The following is a 21,598-nucleotide window of genomic DNA, read 5'->3' on the forward strand; positions in this document are numbered from 1 at the left end:
GCATTACTCATATTTATACAAACTCAAAGCTTAATTGAACTACACTATGTATACCTGATTTAATACGAGAATGATATGCAGACGTCTGAGGTTACAGAAAATATACACTTACATTGGCGTAGAACAAAAATCATAGCGACATTGGGGCCGGCGAGTAAAAGTGAAAAAAAAATCACCGAACTGATTGATGCGGGTGTAAATGTATTTCGTTTGAATATGTCGCATGGTACGCATGAAGAGCACAGATTATTAGCAGAGCGTATTCGCAAAATATCAAAACGGAAGAAAGAATATGTAGCCATACTAATGGATTTGTGTGGGCCAAAAATTCGTGTCGGTGACTTTGAAAATGGTGAGATAGAATTAAAATCAGGAGATGATGTTGTTGTGAGTTGCTCGGCAACTATTGGAATGGATGGACTGATAGCGTCACAGTATAGAAGCTTATATAAAGATGTAAAAAAAGATGAAAGAATATTGCTTGATGATGGGAAGATAGAGCTAAAAGTTAAAATGATTGATGAAAAGGATGTTAATTGTGAAGTTATATACGGAGGTATATTAAAAAATAAAAAAGGACTTAACCTTCCCGATTCAAATATTTCAACAAATAGTTTTACAGCTAAAGATAAAAAAGATACAGAATTAGCGATTGAATTAAATGCTGATTTTCTGGCGTTGAGTTTTGTCAGGGATGAAAAGTGCATTAAGACATTAAAGCGATATGTAAAAAAATCGGGTGGAGATATTCCGGTTATAGCAAAAATAGAAAAACCTGAAGCCATAAATAAAATAGAAGAAATTTTGTCTGAAGCAGATGGAATAATGGTGGCGCGTGGCGACTTAGGTATTGAAATGCGAGCACAACAGGTTCCGCTAATACAAAAAGAATTAATCAATAAAGCAAGGTTGCATGGCAAGCCGGTTATAGTGGCAACACAGATGCTTGAATCAATGATAACGAGCTCTAAGCCGACAAGAGCGGAGGTGGGCGATGTTGCAACAGCTGCTCTATCGAGTACAGATGCTGTAATGTTATCAGCGGAAACAGCGAGCGGAGATTATCCTGTACTGGCAGTAAATATGATGGATGATATTTTATGTGAAATGGAGGTGTATCAATGGCAGCATGGGAAGTTTGGAGAAGCTGATTTCGAACAGTGTGCAGAAATGATTGAACCTGATAGAAAAGCCGTAGCAAGAGCGGTTAAGTCATTATCTAATGAGTTAAAGTTGCAGGGAATAATAGTGCCTACAAGAAGCGGATCTACAGCTAGTATTTTGTCAGCAGACAGACCGGGCTCACCGTTAATAGGCGTAAGCAGTAATGAGGCCGTATGTAGAAGACTGGCATTATGCTGGGGTGTCGTGCCAATTTATATTAAAGAAAAAATAACACATGACTGGCAGGGCTTATGTAATAAAGTGGCTGATATGTGTAATATTGCAACCACAGGCAATCGAGTATTGCTTGTGTCAGGTTTTAGTGATGATGTTAGTTTAAATGAACCTGTTTTAAAGCTGATGAGAATTAAAGACTAAAAGACAGGTGAAGTTGTTTTATAAAATTATTAATTATCAGGCTCAGGTGCAAATCCCCGGCGCAATGTATTTTCACTAACACAGTAAGTGTGCATGAATTGCAACAGGTAACCGGCACCGCCTGCTTTGCTACCGGCACCGCTCATTTTGAAACCTCCAAAAGGATGTCTTCCAACAAGAGCGCCAGTGGTTTTTCTGTTCAGGTATAAGTTACCTACATCAAAGTTATCACGCGCATATTGCAGGTGAGATGGTTGTCGAGAGTATACGCCACCGGTTAAAGCGTAACGACTATTGTTTGCTATCTCAACAGCCTGTTTAAAGTCATCTGCTTCAATAACGGATAATACAGGTCCAAATATTTCTTCCTGCGCTAGCGGTGATGAAGGGTCAACATCAACAAAAACACAGGGTTTGATATAGTATCCGTTATCAGGGTTATTGCCATTTTCATAATTATACATAGTTGTGAATAATCGTGCATTTTGAATAGTTTTTAAAATCTTTTCGTATGCAATTTTATCAATGACCGGGCCGATTAAATTGTGAGATTTTTCAGGGCTTCCGAATGTAAGGCTATCTGTAGTTTCAATAAGTCGTTTAACAAATTTTTTATAAATATTACGCAGTACGATGACTCTGGATGCGGCGCTACATTTCTGCCCCTGAAAACAAAATGCAGAATGTACAACGCCCAGAACAGCATCATCCAGATCTGCATCGTTATCAATAATAATGGCATTTTTACCGCCCATTTCTACAATGACTTTTTTAATATGATTTTGTCCGGGTTGTATGTGTGAACCTATGCTTAGTAATTTTGTACCAACCTGTAGTGACCCGGTAAAAGTAATAATATTTATTTCAGTTTTTCTTGCGAGATATTCACCTACTATTTTACCTGGCCCCGGCAGGAAGTTGATGACGCCATCCGGGATGCCCACTTCCTGCCAGAGCTGCATGAATTTGGATGCTACAACAGGTGTAAGGCTGGATGGTTTAAGTATGCAGGTGTTGCCTGTAACAATTGAGGCGCTTAACATGCCACATAAAATGGCTAATGGAAAATTCCATGGGGGTATAACGAGACTGACGCCGTATGGTTTATAGTTTATATGATTATATTCTCCGCTTACATCGATGCTTTTTCCTTTTAAAATCAGTTCGGCCTGATCAGCGTAATAATTAAGAAAGTCGATGGCTTCGCATACGTCTCCATCAGCTTCCTGCCAGTTTTTTCCCGCTTCAAAAACCTGCCATGCAGAAAATTCCATGCGTTTTTTAATTAATAAAGAAGCGACTCTGCGTAAGTAGTCTGCACGTTGTTTTACTGGTGTATTTTTCCAGGATGAAAATGTTTCTACAGCAGACTTAAGTGCTGCATCAGCGTATGTGTGATTTGCGCAGGACACGCTGCCAATTAATTGAGTAGGTTTTGACGGATTATATGATTCAATTTTATCTTCAGTATAAATTTTTTCACCATTAATTATTAATGGATAGTTTTCACCAAAATGTTCCGATACTTTTAGTAAATTATTTTTGAAGTCATCACACTGCTGTTGTTTGATAAAACGTAACAAGGGCATATTTTTAAATGAGTGGTTTCCAATGGATTTAAATTTAGTAGTCTTAATAGGGGGTGTAGGTGCGTTAAAAGTATAATTATTTATCGGCTTGATATTATTTCCGATGCCGGAATCTATCATGCTTTGACCACTGGCATTTTCCAGCAGTCTGCGCACAAGGTAAGCCATGCCGGGAAGTGTTTCACCATAAGGGACATATATGCGTAAGCGATATCCAAGACTAACTAATGCGGGTTTCAAGGTGTCCGCCATTCCGTAAAGCATCTGGAATTCAAACTGGTCTTTGTTCAGATTTAATTTTTCGGTGAAAGCTATTGCAAAAGCAATGCTACGAAGGTTATGTGTGGCGATAGCAGTATGGATGACATGTTGGGAATTTAATAATAAGGTAAGGCATTTTTCATAATTGTAATCGGTATCATTTTTTTCTTTCCAGACAGGACATGGCCAGTTGTTCTGTTTCGCGATAACTGTTTCGTAATCCCAGTATGCACCGCGAACAAGACGCACTGTAACCGGTGTGGCACGGTTATTAAGCAGCTTAATTAGTTGTTCGATGTCATCATAGCTATCTTTTAAATAGGCCTGTATAGCAATACCGATATGAGGCCATGACTTAAATTCATCTTCCATAATTATTTTTGTAAAACAGCCGAGAACAATATTTTTAATATCGTATTGCTCCATATCAATGGTAATAAATGCATTGTTTTTAATGGCTGATCTAAGTATAGGTCTGAGCTTTTCACAAATAGCTAAAATAGAATATTGAGGAGAGACGCTTTGAATTTGTGAATAAAGAGAAGAGAGTTTAATAGAAAAATTGAGTCGGGGTGAGTTACTGCTGTGGCTTAAATCTAGTAAATCGTTTTGATTCCAGTTGCTTACAGGTTCAGATAGTTTGTCTAGCATTTCCAGGTATTGAAGTTGATAAGCTTTGCTTTCAGTTTCAGAAATAGTTGCTTCACCTAGTAAATCAAGAGTGAAATTCATTTTTTGATGGCGTAAACGACTGATGCTGGTCATTGCCTGATGTAACAGGTGTCCACCCATAAATTTGCGAGCCAGCCCCCGTAATGTATAACGGACGGTTGGTGCTGCGATTCGTGTTACCCATTGGGCATCAGTGTGCTTTAGTCCCCATTCAGCAATACGAGGTAGTTGTAAGTTGGAGAAATATTCCTGCAAATGCTCAGCCAGTACCTGGTCGTCATCGAGGCTGGGTAAAACATCAATAAAACGTAATGCCTGAATGCGGAAATCAGTCTCGGAAATAGTGCGATTAATCAGCTGTTCAAGCCAGTTATGTTGAGATTTAGATGGTGATATATTGTCTAATATGGCTTCACCAAGACGTTCTCCGCAGTCTGCTACATGCTGCTGAAAAGCTTCGGGTGTTGTGTGTAGAGCAGTCATAAGAGCATTGCCTTTTAGACTTGTCGTACTAAGGTAATAGCTGTTTAATGAGCTGCTTGCAAGTTAGAAAATGAGTATTGCGATATGCGGTGTAACGATTAAATATCGGTGTTCGATAAATCAATAACCTGGATAAGAGTATCCATTGTAGTGATAGCGAAAATAGGGGTTTAAGTGATTAAATCCTCAGGCAGGTTAAATTAACTGCTTGAGGCAATGGATCACATAACGGGGATATGAGTAGAGTTTACTCTAGAAAAACCAGACCAATCCCGTCAGGCTCATGCCGTACAACTTTTGCTCGGTTTACAGGTGGTTCTTCACCATCACCTAGCTGGTTTTTAAGGCGAACCTGCACTTCAGTATCAACTTTAGGAAGCTCAATATTATCAAGAATGAGATAAAGTCCTCCATCACTAATGTTGCGGGTGCGTACATTCATCATATCCTGACCTGGAAGTGTAAGTTCAATATCTACGATAAGGCCTATGCGTAAGTGTTTTCTATTTTCAGATGACATAATTCATTATTATTTTTTTAACAGACTAGGTATTAATAATAGCTGTCAATTTTGAATTTGCACAGATTTTAGTATTTGAGTGATATCTTCTAGCCACTTTTCAAATGTGGGTTTTAGTTCGGGCAGTTTAAACAGGTCATTATAAGTGGTTGGGTTAGCGCTAATTAGAATAGTATTTTCACCTTCAGCGAAGATCGCTATTTTTAAAGGCAAATAAGGTATTAATTGGGGGTATTTAAGGGAAAGTTCCTGTATTTGTTTGCCTTTGCCAAAAAAAACGACTCTGTATTTATCAGTTTCATAACCTTTAGCGCTTAAACCTACGTCTATTCGTTGTATTCTGCTTAATTCATACCCCTGATTACGAATAGCCTCCTGTAGCAGAGCCATCGTTTCTGGAAACGCTTCAGAAGAGCGCACCATAACCATTTCACCTGTTACTACAGCCTGGGCATTAGTTGTAGTGAGAAGAAAGCTTATAAGACAGGAAAAAAGCAGTTTTTGAATGATATTCACAGGCTGGCATCCTCCAGGATGCTGGTATATACCTCATACATCTGGTCACATGACTCATCCAGTTCGTCATTATTGAACAGTTGGGTCAGGTGTTTGGGGTTAATACTCATCATCTGAACCTTGTTGTTTTGTTCGATTACCGTAATACGACAGGGCAGGAACATGCCAGCCCGAGGATCAATTTTTAAAGATTCATATAAAAAACTAAAATTACAGAAATAAATAATGGTTTGCTTCGGGTTAACTGAAGTTTCAATATCAAAGCCATGAGTTAATGCCTGATTACGTATATGAACGAAATTTGAGCCGGTGATTGCGCGTTTTACATTCTCAACTGTTTCATCAAATGAATAAGGAGAGTCTTCAATCAAACTGGCTGGTTCTTCATGGTAAAGAGATTTGTGGGTAATGTTCTGAAGTTGAAAACTGCGTATATAACTAACCAGATTATTAATATCCTTGTCACTGAGGCCAAGTGCCTTAGCTGATGGCATGGGTGTTTCTTTGCGCCCATGGCTAATAATGTAATGCAGCATAGAGTCTGTAGCTGAATTTAACAGGCCCTGATTATTAAGAGCGGGAGGCGTGATAGGTAGACCATTTGTTCTTGAAAAATGCAATCCAGAGCCTTTGCCACCCTGAGCGTTATCACCATGACAAGATGCACATTTGCTTTTAAAGAGTTCTTTACCTGCCAGTTTATTGGCTTTTATAGTTTTGTTGTTCCAGATAGGTGCGGGTGTTTTTCTCCAGCTATCAAGGTAGTGAATAATTTCATCAATATCTGATTCAGGCATCCAGTAAAAAGAAGGCATAATACGATTGGGTCTACCTAATCTAATGGTCTGTTTTATGTAATCTGTTGATGCAGATTTAAGGAAATCATCCAGTGAAAGAGGGATTCCCATGCCGCCCTCACCTTCATTGCCATGACAGATGGCGCAGTTTTCCAGATAAAGATTTTCACCCCGACTTTCATCAGCCATACTTGTCTGGTTAATGAATATGCCAATAGTGATTAAAAGCAGTGCAAGCTGCAAAGGAAGCTTTGAAATGGGGGTTAAAGTGTTCATGAGTTTTAATAGCATAACATGTATAGGTATGCTTTTATTAAAGTAATTACCGTGTTTGATAAAGATGATAAAAAGCTGAATATCAGTACAAAGCATAAATCAGGCATCGGAAATATCATTCCAGATTTTCTTTAGTCTTTTTGCGGAAACGGGTGAAATCGTTTTGATTTCCTGTGCAAAAAGGGAAATGCGATACTCTTCAAGTAACCAACGATACTGTTCAAGCTGTTCTGATTTTTGATTGTTTTTAAGTAACATGTCCGATCGTTTTTTATAATCTTCCCATAAAGAAGAAATTTCTAATCGGGCTTTTCGATCACGCTCAGGGTTTGCCTGTATTTTCTCCAGTCTTTTGTCGATGGCGTTTAGATAGCGTGTATAGTTATTTAAATTATCGTCGTGTGTTTTCAGAATAAAATTATTATGCAATAAATGATTCAACTGGTTCTGAATGTCTGTCATTGCATCTAACCAGTTAAGGGGTGGGTTTTTTAGTTTTTTATTAAGCTGATGGAAAAGATCGAGTATTTTAGAGAGTTTACTTAAGGTGTCGGTGAGTGAGTCATCTATGTGTTTACGGTTATCCAGAAGAGCCGTGAATTCATTCTGTGTTGTTGGCATGTGGCGAGTAAAAAGATGATCAATTATTCTATGTATTACCTGAGATTTAAATTGTTCGCAGCTACCAATGGATATATATTTTGCACATAAATTTTGCTGTTTTTTTAAATTTAACTTTAAGTTCTTTACAGGTTGTGAAAGTGCATTAATAAAAAGCTGTCTAATTCCCTCGTAATGTTTTTTCTGCGCCTCAAGCTGTGAGGCTATTATCCGAACATTAACCTGTTTTCCTGAAGCGACAATAACGGGATAAGCTTTAATCATTATTCCGTTATTGTTTATTTCAATACTGTCAGGAAGATCATCAAGAATACTACTGTCGACATCATCCTGTTCCAGTTTGTTGTTCTTTGTCTCTGGCTCGGTAGTATCAGTGAAGTTTGAATATTCAATCTGAAGTTTAGTTAAATCTCTGCTTTGTTTAAGTGTTTTTCCATCAGCAGATATAACTCGATAATTAAAGAACAGATGGTCTGAAAGTTTGGCTTCCTGCCACGCGTCATATGCTATTTCAGTCCCGGTAATTTTTTTCAAATGATTAGACATGGCCATTGTCAGGGTGGTTGTTCCGGGTGATAAGGCGTCCAGACAAGCTTCAGCAAAATTAGGTGCAGGAACGAAATTTTTTCTTAACTGCTTAGGTAATGATCTAATCAGTTCGGTCATTTTTTCAAGCAACATACCTGGTACAAGCCAGTCGCAAGCATTTGAATTTAATGATGCCAGTCCGGCAGCAGGAGTGATTAGCGTTATGCCATCACAGTGATGACTGGGATCAAAGTGATAGTCAAGGGGGAATTGAATGTCATTAATAAGAATAGTATCAGGAAATAAGTTATCTGAAACATGATCGCCACTTTTTTTCATCAGATCATCAATTGATAATAATAATTTTTTAGAATCGTTGTTTTTGATCCATTTATTTAATTGAGGCCCACTATAAATATCTTCAGGTAAGCGTTGATCATAAAAATCATAAACGTCATTGTCATCTACAAGAATGTCCTGTCGACGTGATTTGGCTTCAAGTTTTTCGATTTCATTAATCAGATCACGATTCTTGTTGTAGAAATCATGCTTACAATCGAAATCACCCTGCACTAGAGCGCTACGTATAAATATCTCACGAGATTCTGCAGGGTTTATCGGTCCATAGTTTATTTTGACTCCTGGGTTAATAAGCAATCCGAATAGAGTTGATTTTCGAATGGCTGAGACCTGAGCCGGTTTTTTCTCCCAATGTGATTCTGTGTAACTATGTTTGATCAGGTGCCTGGCTTTATCCGCTATCCATTGGGGTTCAATCTTCGCAAGGTGTCGGGCATATACCTTTTGCGTTTCTACAATGTCAGACGCGACAACCCATTTAGGGCCTTTGTTAAATAATCCTGATCCTGGAAAAATATGGAACTTTCGTTGTCGACAGCCCTGGTATTCATGGCCCTCTTCTTTGAAGCCAAGCTGGCTTAAAAAGCCCGTTATTAATGCTCTGTGAATCTGGTTGTAATCAGCGTCACTGGTATTAGGTTTTAATCTTAATTCCGATGACATTTTTTTTATTTGTCGATGAGTATCAATCCACTCGCGCATACGCAACCACGAAATGTAATGCTCTTTACACCATTTACGTAACTGGTTGCCAGATAATTCATATTTTGCAGTATGGTATCCTTTCCATAAATTTAACCAGCTGATAAAATCTGATTTATTATCACTAAATTTTTTATGGGCTTCATCAGCTGCCTGTTGTTTATTAAGCGGGCGTTCACGAGGGTCCTGTACTGATAACGCAGAAACAATGATTAGTGATTCAATCAAACAGTTTTCTTTTACGGATTCGATTAAAATTCGACCCAGTTTCGGGTCGATAGGCAAGCGAGCTAATTGTTTACCCGTGTTTGTAATTTTATGATGGTGATCTATTGCACCCAGTTCATGTAATAATTTGTAACCATCAGTTATTAATCGACTATCGGGTGACTCAACAAAAGGAAAGTCTTCCACATGTCCTAACTGCATGTGTTCCATTTGTAATATAACAGCAGCTAAATTTGTTCGTTGAATTTCAGGCTCTGTGAATTCTTTACGTAGATTAAAGTCATCTTCAGAATAGAGGCGAAAACAAACCCCGGCGCTCACTCTGCCACATCGACCTTTACGTTGATTGGCTGAAGCCTGAGAAATTTTCTCAATAGGAAGGCGTTGTATCTTACTGCGCCAGGAATAACGTGAAATGCGTGCCAGTCCTGTGTCGATTACATATTTTATGCCGGGAACGGTGAGAGATGTTTCGGCAACGTTGGTGGATAAAATAATACGACGTTTTCCAGAGCTTCTAAATATTTTATTCTGTTCAGCTGCAGACAGTCGAGCAAGTAAAGGCAGGATTTCGGTGTTATGTAATTGTTGTTTTGTCAGATAATCAGCAGCTTCTCGAATGTCACGTTCACCACTAAGAAAAACCAGTATGTCGCCTCGGTCATAACGAGAGATCTCATCAACGCAGTCTGCAATTGCACGAGTCAGATCTTTAGATTCTCCATCTTCAGATTCGGTATCACGATATTCAACATCGACAGGGTATGTTCTTCCTGATACTTCAATAATGGGTGCATCATTAAAATGAGTTGAAAATCGCTGAGGATCGATAGTGGCTGAAGTAATTATAATTTTTAGATCATGGCGTTTAGAAATAAGTCGTTTTAGATAACCCAGTAAAAAATCGATATTTAAACTACGCTCATGTGCTTCATCAACAATAATGCAGTCATATTGATTAAGAAAGGCATCATGATGTGTTTCAGATAATAAGATACCATCTGTCATCAATTTGATTAACGCATTTTCACCCAGCGTATCGCTAAATCGTACCTTGTAACCAACAACTCTTCCGCTTTCGGTTTTTAACTCTTCTGCAATACGATTAGCAACAGAACGTGCGGCCAGTCGCCTGGGTTGTGTGTGACCAATCATTCCGCGGATACCGAGTCCGGCATCAAGGCACATTTTTGGTAATTGTGTTGTTTTACCAGAGCCGGTCTCACCGCAAATAATAATGACCTGATTTTGCTTAATGGCCTGAATAATTTCATCCCGTTTCTGACTGACAGGTAGTTCTTCCGGGTAAGTGGTTGTGGATTTGTTTTGTGCGCGTCGATGGAATTGGCTGGCAGATTTATCAATTAAATCCTGTAAATTGACAAGTAACTTTTCAACAGGTTTACTGGAATTAAGGCGTGACTGAAGACTCTGGATTTTACGTCTGGCTGAAAATTCATCTTTTAGCATGATTTGCTGAAGAGATTTTTTTAACTGCTCAACTTGTTTTTTGGGTGACATACTCATATGAACGGGTGATAAATTAACTATAAATGATTTAAATTGTGTCTAAAAGTGAAGAAAAACCTGTTTTTCTAAAGCATATGTTAAATATGAGCTATATAAATAGTGACAGGTTTTACTTATATTGGCCTGTTATATGCGTAGTTTAAGTGATTGTCAGTTTTCTGGCTCATAGTATGTGGTGATTTAGTAATAACATGAAATCAGCGATTATACAGTTTCTAAAGTTTTTTCCAGAGATACTTCTGGTAATGGCGTTGTTTTTCCCATTTTTGCTGCAGGCCGATTCAGATCGTGCGTGGCCTATTATTACTTTTACCTGTGACAAAGCCAAAAATGAAGTGAAATTAAAAAATGAAGTGAAATGGGGTGAGGCCGGGAAAAATTTTCAATTCAGTGCGGAGCAAGGCACCTATAATCCATGGTCTTTAGTTTCACTTGAAGATCGAGGTGAGAGAACCCTGATTTCAGAAAAAACACAGCTTGACCTTAAGTGTAGTTTGAGTGGAGCAGAGTATAAATTTGTTATTAAACCAAAAATATTCAATACAAATTTTAATGCAAAATGTGGAGATCGTTTATCGGTTAAAGTGAGTGTGTATAAAGGCTCTTCAATTCTGATACAGGATAAATCTATGGAAACCTTTTGTCATGGCAATGCACCTGTATTAAGGGGTATCAAGGTAAAAGGCGGGAATAATAAGGTGAAGTTCTATGAAGTGGCCCGTAGCCGGTTTTATTAGGATAAAGCTTTAGATTAAGAATGTTCCGGACATTTTTCCGAAATCAGTTCGAATCAGGACGCTAGAGCCCCCATATAAAAAAAGCCCTCTTAAGATGTGTGCACGCTTATATATCCTGGCCATATATAAGGCGCATAAATTGGCCATTTAGAGACTTATTTATTGAATTATTCCCCTAAGCTGGAATTTATAGAGGTGTTAATGAGTTACTGCTTACACCACAAAGTGGACATCAGAGATATGTGTATACTAGTCTCTAAACGACCCAAAGCAGACGTTCGTTGGTGCGTCTATGAATGCCTGTACATTTTGAAGCTGAATAAATGTCACCGTAAATTCAGCTCATTTGAATAAAAACTTAAAGTGTTTACGAAAGCTGCGTTACCAGTTCATCAATATCTCGATAAGCATCTTTAAGCGAGTTTTCATGTCTTTCATCTGCAAATTCTTGATACTCTGATTTAATTTCATAGAACTCCTCAACTCCAAGGTATTTACTGGCGGTTTTTACATGTGGCCCTAGATGATTCATCTTTTCTCTAATACCACCTATTTCAAAACCGAATTCTCCGCTTGACGAAATAAGCACAAGTTTCTTACCCGACATAATTGGCTCTATTGGAAAATCACCACGTGCTAAATCAAAAGTAAATGTTTTGCCGATACGTACTACCTGGTCAAACCAGGATTTAAGCGCGGCTGGCATGCCGTAGTTATACATAGGGGAAGAAATAACAATAATGTCTGCCTGATCAACCTCATCAATTAAGGTATCAGATAAGGCTAACAATGCTCTTTGCTCATCAGTTTTACTTTCATCAGGCGTAAAAACAGCGGCAATCCAATCTTGACTAATATACTCTGGTGGGTTTAACCCTATATCTCTATAGATAACTTCATCTTCGGTATTTAATGTCATCCACTTATCCATAAAGTGTGCCGCAAGTGTTTTCGAAATAGAGTTGAACTCTTGTATATCGTTATCTGTTCTTCTTGCGCTGGTATCTATATGTAATATAGTTTTCATTTTTTATCCTTTTTCAGTTTGAATAAGTTATGGATAAATTTTGCTTGTATAGGTAGTTATTGACAAATGATCAATATTGTCTTATAGATGAATAAAACTTATCTATGGTGTTTGTATATGTATGTCAATCTCCCCCCTTTAAATAGCATTAGGGTTTTTGATGCTGCGGCAAGAACAGGCAGCTTTAAAAAGGCCGCAGAAGAGCTTTACGTAACGCCGACGGCTGTTTCACATCAAATAAAAGCACTTGAAGCTGCGCTAGGCACTTTGTTATTTGTTCGAAAAACACGGGCAATTGAACTAACTCACGATGGTAATTTGTTAGCCAAAACTGCATATAATGTTCTACAACAGTTGGCGAATACAGTGAGTGAAATATCGAGCACTAAAAATATTATTACCGTAAGCACCACATCTTCTTTTGCAGCAATGTGGTTAGTACCAAATTTAACTAAATTTTATCAACTGCACCCTGATATAGAAGTCGCGGTAAAAACAGGTGAGCAACTTGATGATTTGGAAAAAGATAGAAGAGTTGATCTCGCTATTAGGTATGGCATTTATGACGAAACTTCAGTCAACGCATCTCTGTTGGTTACAGAAAAAATAGGCATGTACGCTACTCCAGGTTATATTGAAAATCTTGCCTCTGGGCAATCCATAAATCTATTAGAAACTAGATGGCAATTGCAAAATACAAACCTTCCAGTATTTACGTGGCATGCACTACGAAAAAACTCAGGAAATTATAAAAATATAGAAAGCGTTAGACAGTTCACTCAAGAGCATCACATTATTCAAGCTGCTCTCGCAGGTCAAGGTATTGCCTTAGTGAGCAATTTGCTTGTTAAAAATGTGCTAGAGCAAGGTTGGTTAACTCAATGTGACTATGTAGAAACTGATCAAGAAATTGAAGGATTAAGTTACTACTTATTAGTGCCTGAGCATAATGCTTATAGTAAAAGCATTATTTCGTTTAAGGATTGGCTTCTGGAAGAACTAAAGTAGTAGATATACTTAAGTGAATGGCTGCTATTACTAACAAAATTGCTCATGTAAATGGCTCCTAAGCCCATTCTGCAGAAGTCAGGTTAGCACTCCTTAAGAGTCAGCTACTGGCTGAAAATGCTCTGTCAGTGCTGATAAGCGAAGGTCTGTTAATGAGACATAAGCGACCGCCAGCAATACTAAATAGAAGGCTTAATAAAATTAGGTATCGTGGCCAGATTATACTGTCGTTTAACCATAATGTGGCCAAAACGGCCAACTTATGCCTTCGTGCACAGACGCAGAGGGCTTTTTTTATATGGCGCGCCCTAGAGGGTGAAGGCGTTAAGAAATTACGCATGTAATTTTAGCCTGAACGCCCGAAGGCTCTGCCGTAGGGCTGGACAATCCTCTTTCGCTATCAGTGTGAAATAAAGTGTATTGCGGGGTTAGAGGATTGCTCGTCTCATCCCTGAGACTCGGCCTTCGGCCCAGGGTATAAAAAAGCGCCATACCCTGTCAAAAAATGTTCCAGACATTTTTTTCGAAATCAGTTCGAATCAGGGCGCTAGAGCCCCCCATATAAAAAAAGCCCTCTTAAGACGCAAAGGGCTTTTTTTATATGGCGCGCCCTAGAGGATTCGAACCTCCGACTTCCACCTCCGGAGGGTGGCACTCTATCCAGCTGAGCTAAGGGCGCGTAGGCGACGGAGTATATCAGAATAACCATCTTCGACAATCTAATGTGGAGTGACTTAAGTCATCAGGGGGCGAGATAGACGTGAATATAACTTCAATCTGAAATATAATGTGCGCCTTTATAAAGTCTAAAATCAGAGAAAACACATGCCTAGCTCAAAGATTATCTATACCCAAACCGATGAAGCACCTGCTTTAGCAACTTATTCACTGCTGCCTATTGTTCAGGCATATAGCCGTGCTGCTGGCGTTGATGTGGAAACTCGGGATATTTCACTGGCAGGCCGTATTATTGCTAATTTCCCTGATAATTTAAAAGAAGAGCAGAAACAGAGTGATGCACTGTCAGAGCTGGGTGAGCTGGCTAAGACACCGGAGGCTAATATTATCAAATTGCCAAATATCAGTGCGTCTATTCCGCAGTTAAATGAAGCCATTAAAGAATTACAGTCACTTGGTTACGATGTGCCTGATTTTCCCGAGGATCCTCAGAATGATGCGGAGCAGGCAATTAAAGCGCGTTATGCAAAGGTACTGGGTAGTGCTGTAAATCCGGTATTACGAGAAGGTAATTCAGATCGTCGTGTTGCTGGTCCCGTAAAAGAGTATGCAAAGAAAAACCCTCATTCAATGGGTGTCTGGAATAGCGATTCGAAATCACACGTTGCTTCCATGTCTGAAGGCGATTTTTATGGCAGTGAACAGTCAGTCGTAATTGAAAATGCGGGTGATGTTAAAATTGAATTAATCACTGATGACGGTGCAACGACGGTATTAAAAGAAAAAACACCAGTGTTGGCTGGTGAAGTGATTGATTCGTCGGTAATGAGCTGTAACGCTTTACGTGCATTTTTTGAAGCCCAGGCACAGGATGCAAAAGAGCAGGGCATATTATTATCCTTACATATGAAAGCAACCATGATGAAAGTATCTGACCCGATTATTTTTGGTCATGCGGTAAGTGTTTATTATAAAGATGTATTTGAGAAACATGCGGCAACATTTAAAGAAATTGGTGTTGATACACGAAATGGATTAGGTGATGTATATGCAAAAATTGCTAACTTGAATGATGCGTTACGTCAGGAAATTGAAAACGATATTCAGGCGGTTTATAAAACTCGACCTGCATTAGCAATGGTTAACTCCAATAAAGGTATTACAAATTTACATGTACCAAGTGATGTGATTGTTGATGCTTCTATGCCAGCCGCTTTACGTTCATCAGGTCAGATGTGGAATAATGATGATAAGTTACAAGATACTAAAGCGATGATTCCTGATCGTTGTTATGCCGGTATTTATCAGGAAGTTTTTGTGTTTTGTAAAAAGCACGGTGCATTTGATGTTACAACAATGGGTAATGTAAGTAATGTCGGTTTAATGGCACAAAAAGCGGAAGAATATGGCTCGCATGATAAAACGTTCCAGATTTCTGATAACGGAACAGTTAAGGTAAGTGATGCTTCAGGTAATACTCTGATGGAGCATAAAGTTGAAACCGGTGATATCTGGCGTATGAGTCAGACTAAAGATCTACCGATCCAGGATTGGGTCAAGCTTGCTGTTAATCGTGCTAAAGCAACCGGTCAACCTGCAATATTCTGGTTAGATAAAAATCGTGCACATGATGCAAATATAATTGCTAAAGCAGAAACTTATTTAAAAGATCATGATACATCAGGTCTGGAAATTAAAATTATGTCTCCGGTAGATGCAATTCGATATACATTGGATCGTGTGAAAGCGGGAGAAGATACCATTTCTGTAACGGGAAATGTATTGCGTGATTACCTGACGGATTTGTTTCCTATTTTAGAATTAGGCACCAGTGCAAAAATGTTATCTATTGTACCGCTGCTTGCAGGTGGTGGTTTGTTTGAAACAGGTGCAGGCGGTTCAGCGCCAAAACATGTTCAGCAGGTATTAGAAGAAAATCATCTTCGATGGGATTCTTTAGGGGAGTTTCTGGCTATTGCTGTTTCACTGGAAGACCTTGCAGGAAAAACTGACAATGCATCTATAAACGTTTTAGCTGAAGCGTTAAATAAAGCAAACAGTCAATTTCTGACAAATAACAAATCTCCATCGCGAAAAGTAGGAGAGCTTGATACGCGTGGCAGTCATTTTTATCTGGCAATGTACTGGGCGCAGGCATTAGCAGAACAAACGGATGATAAATCTTTGCAGGAAATGTTTTTACCTATTGCAAAGCAGTTAACCGATAATGAATCTAAAATTGTTGATGAGTTAAGTGCAGTTCAGGGTAGCTCTGCGGATATTGGTGGGTATTTTCTTTCTAATGTAGCTAAAGTTTCAAACGTTATGCGTCCGAGTGTTACTTTGAATACGGTTATTGATAGTATTTAACCTGTCAGTTGCCTGTGTGCTGAAGCAATTTGCCCTGTCATGGCGCTTCCCCGGTGGAGAAGTGCCATGACAGTGGCGTTTAAGTTAAAGCATGAAAAATTGAGAGATAGTAGGCTAAGACATAAACCGATCTAACGAACGATAAGAAATTGCTTCAGTTAAGTGTTTTGCGTTAATTGTTTTTTCATTTTCCAGATCTGCAATTGTTCTGCTCATACGCAAAATTCTATGATAAGCACGAGCAGATAGTTTTAATTTTTCCATGGCGCTATCGAGAAGTTTTGTTTCGTTTGAGTTTAAATCGCAAAACTCATCGGTTTCTCGACTGGTTAATTCCGCATTAGGCTTTCCGCATCGTTTTAACTGTTTTTCAAATGCAGAAATTACACGCTGTTTTATTTTGGAACTCGTTTCATTATTATTTGTTTTTTCAGATAAAACTTTTCTATCAATTGCAGGCACTTCAATATGAATATCAATGCGATCAAGCAGAGGAGCAGAAATTCTGGAGCGGTGTTTTAATTGTTGTTCATGGGTGCATTGGCATAATGATTTCCCATCACAGTTATAACCCTGGGGGCAGGGATTCATTGCTGCAACTAACTGAAAACGAGCAGGGAACTCAGCTTGTCTTGCGGCTCTTGAAATAGTGATGCTTCCCGTTTCTAAAGGTTCACGTAAAACATCAAGGCTGTGCCTGTCAAATTCAGTTAGTTCATCTAGAAAAAGAACCCCATTATGTGCCAGAGAAATTTCACCAGGTTTAGGGTTAGATCCTCCACCAACTAACGCAACCCCTGATGCTGTGTGATGGGGTGCGCGAAAAGGTCGCTGCCCCCATTCATTTATATTAAAACCCTGATGGCTTATAGATTTAATCGCCGCGCTATCAATTGCCTGTTGTTCAGTTAAGGGAGGGAGCAAACTTGATAATCGAGATGCAAGCATAGTTTTACCAGTGCCTGGAGGACCAACCATCAGTAGATTATGTCTTCCAGCGGCTGCAATTTCTAAAGCTCTTTTTGCACGGTGCTGGCCTTTTACATCTTTAAGATCAAGAATGTGAGTTTCATTTTTGTAGAGTTGAATTTTTGGGCGTTGCAAGTCCTCCTGTTGATGCAGGTACCTGCAAATGTCTAATAAATATCTGGCCTGATAGATGTCTGCATCTTTAATCAGTGAGGCAATTTCAGCAGATTTATCAGGTAGTATTAAAGTATGCTTTAGTTTTTTTGCACCTATGGCAACAGGTAGTGCGCCACTTACCGGTCGAAGTTCACCACTTAGTGCTAATTCACCATGAAATTCAAATTGCTGTAATGATTCAACGGGAATTTGTTTTGAGGCGGCCAGAATGCCAATTGCAATGGGTAAATCATAACGGCCTCCATCTTTAGGTAAATCAGCAGGTGCAAGATTGACCGTAATTCGTTGCATGGGAAAATCAAAGCCAGAATTTATAATGGCAGCACGAACCCTGTCTTTACTTTCTCGAACGGCGGCTTCAGGTAAGCCAACGATAGATAAAGACGGCAACCCACTTGAAATATGAACTTCTACACTAACTGAAAGTGATGATACGCCGTTGAGGGCCTGAGTATTGATAGAAGCGTAAGACATGGATTCCTTTCCTGATGTAATTTAATTGTAGTGTGAAGAGCGCACTTAAGGTATTAACATTCTCCGTCCCTCATTGAATGTTAATTCTGCACTTCAATAATTATTTATTCTAAATCTTCAACCTTCTTTTCTAAATCTTTTAACTGTTTAAGTGTACGTTCCAGTAACGCAGTTTGTACATCAAACTCTTCCCGGCTAACCAGGTTCATCTGACGTAAGCTGGATTCAAGAATAGCCTTCATATTACTTTTCACATCAGATTGCAGGGTTTTAAAGTTGTCAGGTATGGCAGAAGACAGCTTGTCTGCAAGGTCATTCAGGTTTTGATTGTTGATCATTGCTTGGTCCGGCTAAAAATGTGTCTTTAGTTTACATTAAATATTATGCACCTGCTTTGTGCAAAATTGAGCACCAAAATAGAGCGCATTAAAATTATATGGTTCATTTTAGTGCATTCAAAGGGTTGGAAAATAACATCATGTATATTAGAAATGGCTGTAACTATATGTTTTTAAAGATTAACTTGTAGTTGGCACGTCTGCTGCTGTGTACTCTGTCACATTTTGTAATTAATGCTTTTAACAAACTAGGGTCTTGAACATGAAAAAATTAAACTTATTAGCACTTAGTGCAGCAGTAGCTGGTGCACTGGTAAGCGGTACAGCAGCAGCTGACCTAACAGGCAACATTGGTCTTTCTAATAATTATTTATGGCGTGGTGTTACCCAGACAGGCGATTCTGCAGCAATTAGTGGTGGAATTGATTATTCAAATGAATCGGGTGTTTATGCCGGTGTTTGGGTAGCTAATATTGATGATTTTGATAGTGACCCTGTAACAGGTTCTGCCTATGAAATGGATTTATATGCAGGTTATGCAGGAGAAGCTGGTTCTATTGGATATGATGTAGGTTTTATCACTTATCAATACCCACTATCAACAGACGTTAATTTTACTGAAGTTTATGTTGGTGTAGATGTTGTTGGTTTAGAGCTTGATGTTGCATTTACGGTTGATACGGATGCAGGCGGTGATGATGCTGATATTTATGCGTCTGTAGGTTATTCGTTTGATTTAGGTAATGATCTGAGTTTAGGTCTTTTATACGGCAACTATGCATTTGATGCCGCTGGATCTGAAGACTATAGCCATTATTCAGCTTCTTTAGGTAAGGGTGATTTCTCTTTTGCGCTTGAAGCAAATGATACTGATGCTGATGACGATATGCGCGTTGTTGTTGCATGGGGTCAGGAATTCGAACTTTAATTTAATATAGGCAAGCGTAAATCGCTTGCCTTTTTTGCCTGTTATACAGGCTTCTTCTGGAGATGATTAATGAAATTAATTTCTGCAATTATTAAACCTTTCAAGCTGGACGATGTGCGTGAAGCATTATCTGAAATTGGCGTGCAGGGTATTACAGTGACTGAAGTTAAAGGCTTTGGTCGTCAAAAAGGTCACACTGAGTTATATCGCGGTGCTGAGTATGTTGTTGATTTCCTTCCTAAGGTAAAACTGGATGTGGCAGTTGATGATGGCATTGTTGATCAGGTGATCGAAGCAATTCGTAACGCGGCGAATACAGGCAAAATTGGAGACGGCAAAATTTTTGTATCTCCAGTAGAGCAGGTTATTCGTATTCGTACAGGTGAAAGCGGTCCTGAAGCGCTTTAATTATTGAGGGTATAAACAGTGGAAAATCAAATTTTCGAACTTCAATATGCAATGGATACCTTTTACTTTTTGGTGTGCGGTGCATTAGTAATGTGGATGGCAGCTGGCTTTGCAATGTTAGAAGCGGGTTTAGTTCGTTCAAAAAATACAACAGAAATTTTAACCAAGAACGTAGCATTGTTCGCGATTTCATGTGTTATGTACATGGTATCAGGTTATGCAATTATGTATGACGGTGGTTACTTCCTTGCGGGTATTGCAGGTGGTGATTCATTAGTTAAAGATGCTCTGGCGTCTTCAGCTGAAAATGGTTTTGGTGGTGATTCAGTTTATTCTGGTGCTTCTGACTTCTTCTTCCAGGTGGTTTTCGTTGCTACGGCAATGTCTATTGTCTCTGGTGCAGTAGCTGAACGTATGAAGTTATGGGCATTCCTTGCGTTTGCAGTTGTTATGACTGGCTTTATCTATCCGATGGAAGGTTCATGGACATGGGGTGGCGCTTCTGTATTCGGTATGTTTACACTGGGCGATCAAGGCTTCTCTGACTTTGCAGGTTCTGGCATTGTTCATATGGCAGGTGCAACAGCCGCTCTAGCGGGTGTATTGTTATTAGGTGCACGTAAAGGCAAATATGGTGCAAATGGTCAGATACACCCGATTCCAGGTGCAAACTTACCAATGGCTACACTAGGTACATTCATATTATGGATGGGCTGGTTCGGTTTCAATGGTGGTTCAGTTCTGAAGCTAGGTGATATCGCAAGTGCTAACTCTGTAGCGATGGTATTTTTAAATACTAATGCAGCAGCAGCGGGTGGTGCATTAGCAGCATTAGTGGCAGCACGTTTACTGTTTGGTAAAGCTGATTTAACAATGCTGTTAAACGGTGCGTTAGCAGGTCTGGTTGCAATTACGGCAGAGCCTTCTACGCCAACAGCATTGCAGGCAACTATGTTTGGTGCGATCGGTGGTGTACTGGTTGTATTTAGTATTATTGCACTGGATAAGATGAAAATTGATGACCCTGTTGGTGCAATCTCTGTTCACGGAACATGTGGTTTATTAGGTCTTTTATTAGTGCCTATTACAAACCCAGAAGGTGCAACATTTGCGGGTCAGTTATTAGGTGCAGCAACTATCTTTATCTGGGTATTTGGTACAAGCTTCGCAGTATGGATGGCCATTAAAGTTGTTATGGGTATTCGTGTAAGTGAAGAAGATGAATACGAAGGTATGGATCTGGTTGACTGTGGTATGGAAGCCTACCCTGAATTTACGACCAAATAGCGTGGTTGATAAATACCAGTAGTTTAGACTCCTGCTGGATTGTGGTTGAAGCCGGTGCAATTGCACCGGCTTCTTTTTTTGTGAAAAATATATATAATTTAAAATTACTGCTAAATTCAAAATAAATAATTATGATAAAAAATACTGTGGCTATTCTATTGCTTGTATATTCCTGCTTTACGAATGCAGAAATATATAAATGGGTAGATGAGCAAGGAAGAACGCATTATGAGGATAAACCTGTTGGTAATGCTAAAGAGATGGAAATAAATACAGAAAAACAGGGGCATATTAAAGTAAACAAAGAAAGAGAATTAAAGCAGCAGAGATTATTAGAAACATATGAAGATGATCTGCAGAGAAAAAATGAAGAGATAGCTAGAAAGAAGAAAAAGAAGAAAAAACTGGCGCGAGAATGTTATCAGGCAAAAAACAGATTGAAACATTACGAAAGAGCAAGCTCACTGTATGATCTGGATAAGAATGGAAAGAGGATCACAATGTCAAATATTGAAAGAGAGAAAGCAACCGCAGTATTACGAAATAAAATAAAGAAGAGCTGTAAGTAATAT

16 protein-coding genes and 1 tRNA gene are annotated in these 21,598 nt (G+C 38.9%); 8 read left to right on the forward strand and 9 right to left on the reverse strand.

Annotation, left to right across the window (positions count from 1 at the left end; genetic code table 11):
- Positions 1-75: 75 nt before the first annotated feature.
- Complete coding sequence (gene pyk / locus DIZ80_10915; protein ID RDH82779.1) at positions 76-1,542, forward strand: pyruvate kinase; 1,467 nt, start codon at positions 76-78, stop codon at positions 1,540-1,542.
- Positions 1,543-1,571: 29 nt separating this feature from the next.
- Here the strand turns inward: pyk and DIZ80_10920 are convergent, their stop codons facing one another.
- The 5 genes from DIZ80_10920 to hrpA form a co-directional block, all read right to left on the reverse strand.
- Positions 1,572-4,547, reverse strand: coding sequence for a 1-pyrroline-5-carboxylate dehydrogenase (locus DIZ80_10920; GenBank protein ID RDH82780.1), 2,976 nt, complete (start codon positions 4,545-4,547; stop codon positions 1,572-1,574).
- 247 nt (positions 4,548-4,794) lie between these two features.
- On the reverse strand, positions 4,795-5,067 hold the full coding sequence (locus DIZ80_10925; GenBank protein RDH82781.1) for a pilus assembly protein PilZ: 273 nt from the start codon (positions 5,065-5,067) through the stop codon (positions 4,795-4,797).
- Positions 5,068-5,112: 45 nt separating this feature from the next.
- Entirely contained in the window at positions 5,113-5,583 is a 471-nt protein-coding gene (locus DIZ80_10930; protein RDH82782.1) for a DUF302 domain-containing protein, read from the reverse strand.
- On the reverse strand, positions 5,580-6,752 hold the full coding sequence (locus DIZ80_10935; GenBank protein RDH82783.1) for a cytochrome C: 1,173 nt from the start codon (positions 6,750-6,752) through the stop codon (positions 5,580-5,582). The genes DIZ80_10930 and DIZ80_10935 overlap by 4 nt, the downstream gene beginning before the upstream one ends.
- Positions 6,753-6,755: 3 nt before the next feature.
- Positions 6,756-10,616, reverse strand: coding sequence for an ATP-dependent RNA helicase HrpA (hrpA, locus tag DIZ80_10940; protein ID RDH82784.1), 3,861 nt, complete (start codon positions 10,614-10,616; stop codon positions 6,756-6,758).
- A 200-nt stretch (positions 10,617-10,816) separates the two neighbouring features.
- On the opposite strand from hrpA, the gene DIZ80_10945 reads away from it, so the two are divergent.
- Complete coding sequence (locus DIZ80_10945) at positions 10,817-11,362, forward strand: hypothetical protein (protein RDH82785.1); 546 nt, start codon at positions 10,817-10,819, stop codon at positions 11,360-11,362.
- A gap of 367 nt (positions 11,363-11,729) precedes the next feature.
- Here the strand turns inward: DIZ80_10945 and DIZ80_10950 are convergent, their stop codons facing one another.
- The gene (locus DIZ80_10950) at positions 11,730-12,389 is read right to left on the reverse strand and encodes an ACP phosphodiesterase (protein RDH82786.1); all 660 of its coding nucleotides are present in this window, start codon (positions 12,387-12,389) and stop codon (positions 11,730-11,732) included.
- Positions 12,390-12,506: 117 nt separating this feature from the next.
- Here DIZ80_10950 and DIZ80_10955 point away from each other — a divergent pair, with 117 nt between their 5' ends.
- The gene (locus tag DIZ80_10955) at positions 12,507-13,397 is read left to right on the forward strand and encodes a LysR family transcriptional regulator (protein ID RDH82787.1); all 891 of its coding nucleotides are present in this window, start codon (positions 12,507-12,509) and stop codon (positions 13,395-13,397) included.
- A gap of 602 nt (positions 13,398-13,999) precedes the next feature.
- On the opposite strand, the gene DIZ80_10960 is transcribed toward DIZ80_10955, so the two are convergent.
- Positions 14,000-14,076 (reverse strand) — tRNA-Arg (locus DIZ80_10960).
- 146 nt (positions 14,077-14,222) lie between these two features.
- Here DIZ80_10960 and DIZ80_10965 point away from each other — a divergent pair.
- Entirely contained in the window at positions 14,223-16,445 is a 2,223-nt protein-coding gene (locus tag DIZ80_10965) for an NADP-dependent isocitrate dehydrogenase (GenBank protein ID RDH82788.1), read from the forward strand.
- A 114-nt stretch (positions 16,446-16,559) separates the two neighbouring features.
- On the opposite strand, the gene DIZ80_10970 is transcribed toward DIZ80_10965, so the two are convergent.
- Together DIZ80_10970 and DIZ80_10975 are read right to left on the reverse strand one after the other, a co-directional pair.
- Positions 16,560-18,065 carry an ATP-dependent protease gene (locus DIZ80_10970; GenBank protein ID RDH82789.1) on the reverse strand — a complete coding sequence of 502 codons (1,506 nt, stop codon included), beginning with the start codon at positions 18,063-18,065 and terminating at the stop codon, positions 16,560-16,562.
- Positions 18,066-18,169: 104 nt separating this feature from the next.
- The gene (locus DIZ80_10975; protein ID RDH82790.1) at positions 18,170-18,403 is read right to left on the reverse strand and encodes a hypothetical protein; all 234 of its coding nucleotides are present in this window, start codon (positions 18,401-18,403) and stop codon (positions 18,170-18,172) included.
- Positions 18,404-18,665: 262 nt separating this feature from the next.
- Here DIZ80_10975 and DIZ80_10980 point away from each other — a divergent pair, with 262 nt between their 5' ends.
- The 4 genes from DIZ80_10980 (at position 18,666) to DIZ80_10995 (ending at position 21,595) form a co-directional block, all read left to right on the forward strand.
- Complete coding sequence (locus tag DIZ80_10980) at positions 18,666-19,331, forward strand: hypothetical protein (protein ID RDH82791.1); 666 nt, start codon at positions 18,666-18,668, stop codon at positions 19,329-19,331.
- Positions 19,332-19,400: 69 nt separating this feature from the next.
- A complete protein-coding gene (locus DIZ80_10985) occupies positions 19,401-19,739 on the forward strand; it encodes a P-II family nitrogen regulator (protein ID RDH82792.1) in 339 nt (112 codons plus the stop codon).
- Positions 19,740-19,790: 51 nt separating this feature from the next.
- Positions 19,791-21,026, forward strand: coding sequence for an ammonium transporter (locus DIZ80_10990; protein ID RDH83155.1), 1,236 nt, complete (start codon positions 19,791-19,793; stop codon positions 21,024-21,026).
- Positions 21,027-21,157: 131 nt separating this feature from the next.
- Positions 21,158-21,595, forward strand: coding sequence for a hypothetical protein (locus DIZ80_10995; protein ID RDH82793.1), 438 nt, complete (start codon positions 21,158-21,160; stop codon positions 21,593-21,595).
- The last annotated feature ends 3 nt before the right edge of the window (positions 21,596-21,598 follow it).

The sequence above is a fragment of the endosymbiont of Galathealinum brachiosum genome (assembly GCA_003349885.1).
Lineage (GTDB): Bacteria > Pseudomonadota > Gammaproteobacteria > SZUA-229 > SZUA-229 > SZUA-229.

Bases quoted from the DNA above. Each gene is read 5' to 3' on its own strand.
- pyk (RDH82779.1), top strand. From the start codon at position 76: ATGCAGACGTCTGAGGTTACAGAAAATATACACTTACATTGGCGTAGA.
- DIZ80_10920 (RDH82780.1), bottom strand. From the start codon at position 4,547: ATGACTGCTCTACACACAACACCCGAAGCTTTTCAGCAGCATGTAGCA.
- DIZ80_10925 (RDH82781.1), bottom strand. From the start codon at position 5,067: ATGTCATCTGAAAATAGAAAACACTTACGCATAGGCCTTATCGTAGAT.
- DIZ80_10935 (RDH82783.1), bottom strand. From the start codon at position 6,752: ATGCTTTGTACTGATATTCAGCTTTTTATCATCTTTATCAAACACGGT.
- hrpA (RDH82784.1), bottom strand. From the start codon at position 10,616: ATGTCACCCAAAAAACAAGTTGAGCAGTTAAAAAAATCTCTTCAGCAA.
- DIZ80_10945 (RDH82785.1), top strand. From the start codon at position 10,817: ATGAAATCAGCGATTATACAGTTTCTAAAGTTTTTTCCAGAGATACTT.
- DIZ80_10950 (RDH82786.1), bottom strand. From the start codon at position 12,389: ATGAAAACTATATTACATATAGATACCAGCGCAAGAAGAACAGATAAC.
- DIZ80_10955 (RDH82787.1), top strand. From the start codon at position 12,507: ATGTATGTCAATCTCCCCCCTTTAAATAGCATTAGGGTTTTTGATGCT.
- DIZ80_10965 (RDH82788.1), top strand. From the start codon at position 14,223: ATGCCTAGCTCAAAGATTATCTATACCCAAACCGATGAAGCACCTGCT.
- DIZ80_10970 (RDH82789.1), bottom strand. From the start codon at position 18,065: ATGTCTTACGCTTCTATCAATACTCAGGCCCTCAACGGCGTATCATCA.
- DIZ80_10975 (RDH82790.1), bottom strand. From the start codon at position 18,403: ATGATCAACAATCAAAACCTGAATGACCTTGCAGACAAGCTGTCTTCT.
- DIZ80_10980 (RDH82791.1), top strand. From the start codon at position 18,666: ATGAAAAAATTAAACTTATTAGCACTTAGTGCAGCAGTAGCTGGTGCA.
- DIZ80_10985 (RDH82792.1), top strand. From the start codon at position 19,401: ATGAAATTAATTTCTGCAATTATTAAACCTTTCAAGCTGGACGATGTG.
- DIZ80_10990 (RDH83155.1), top strand. From the start codon at position 19,791: ATGGATACCTTTTACTTTTTGGTGTGCGGTGCATTAGTAATGTGGATG.
- DIZ80_10995 (RDH82793.1), top strand. From the start codon at position 21,158: ATGATAAAAAATACTGTGGCTATTCTATTGCTTGTATATTCCTGCTTT.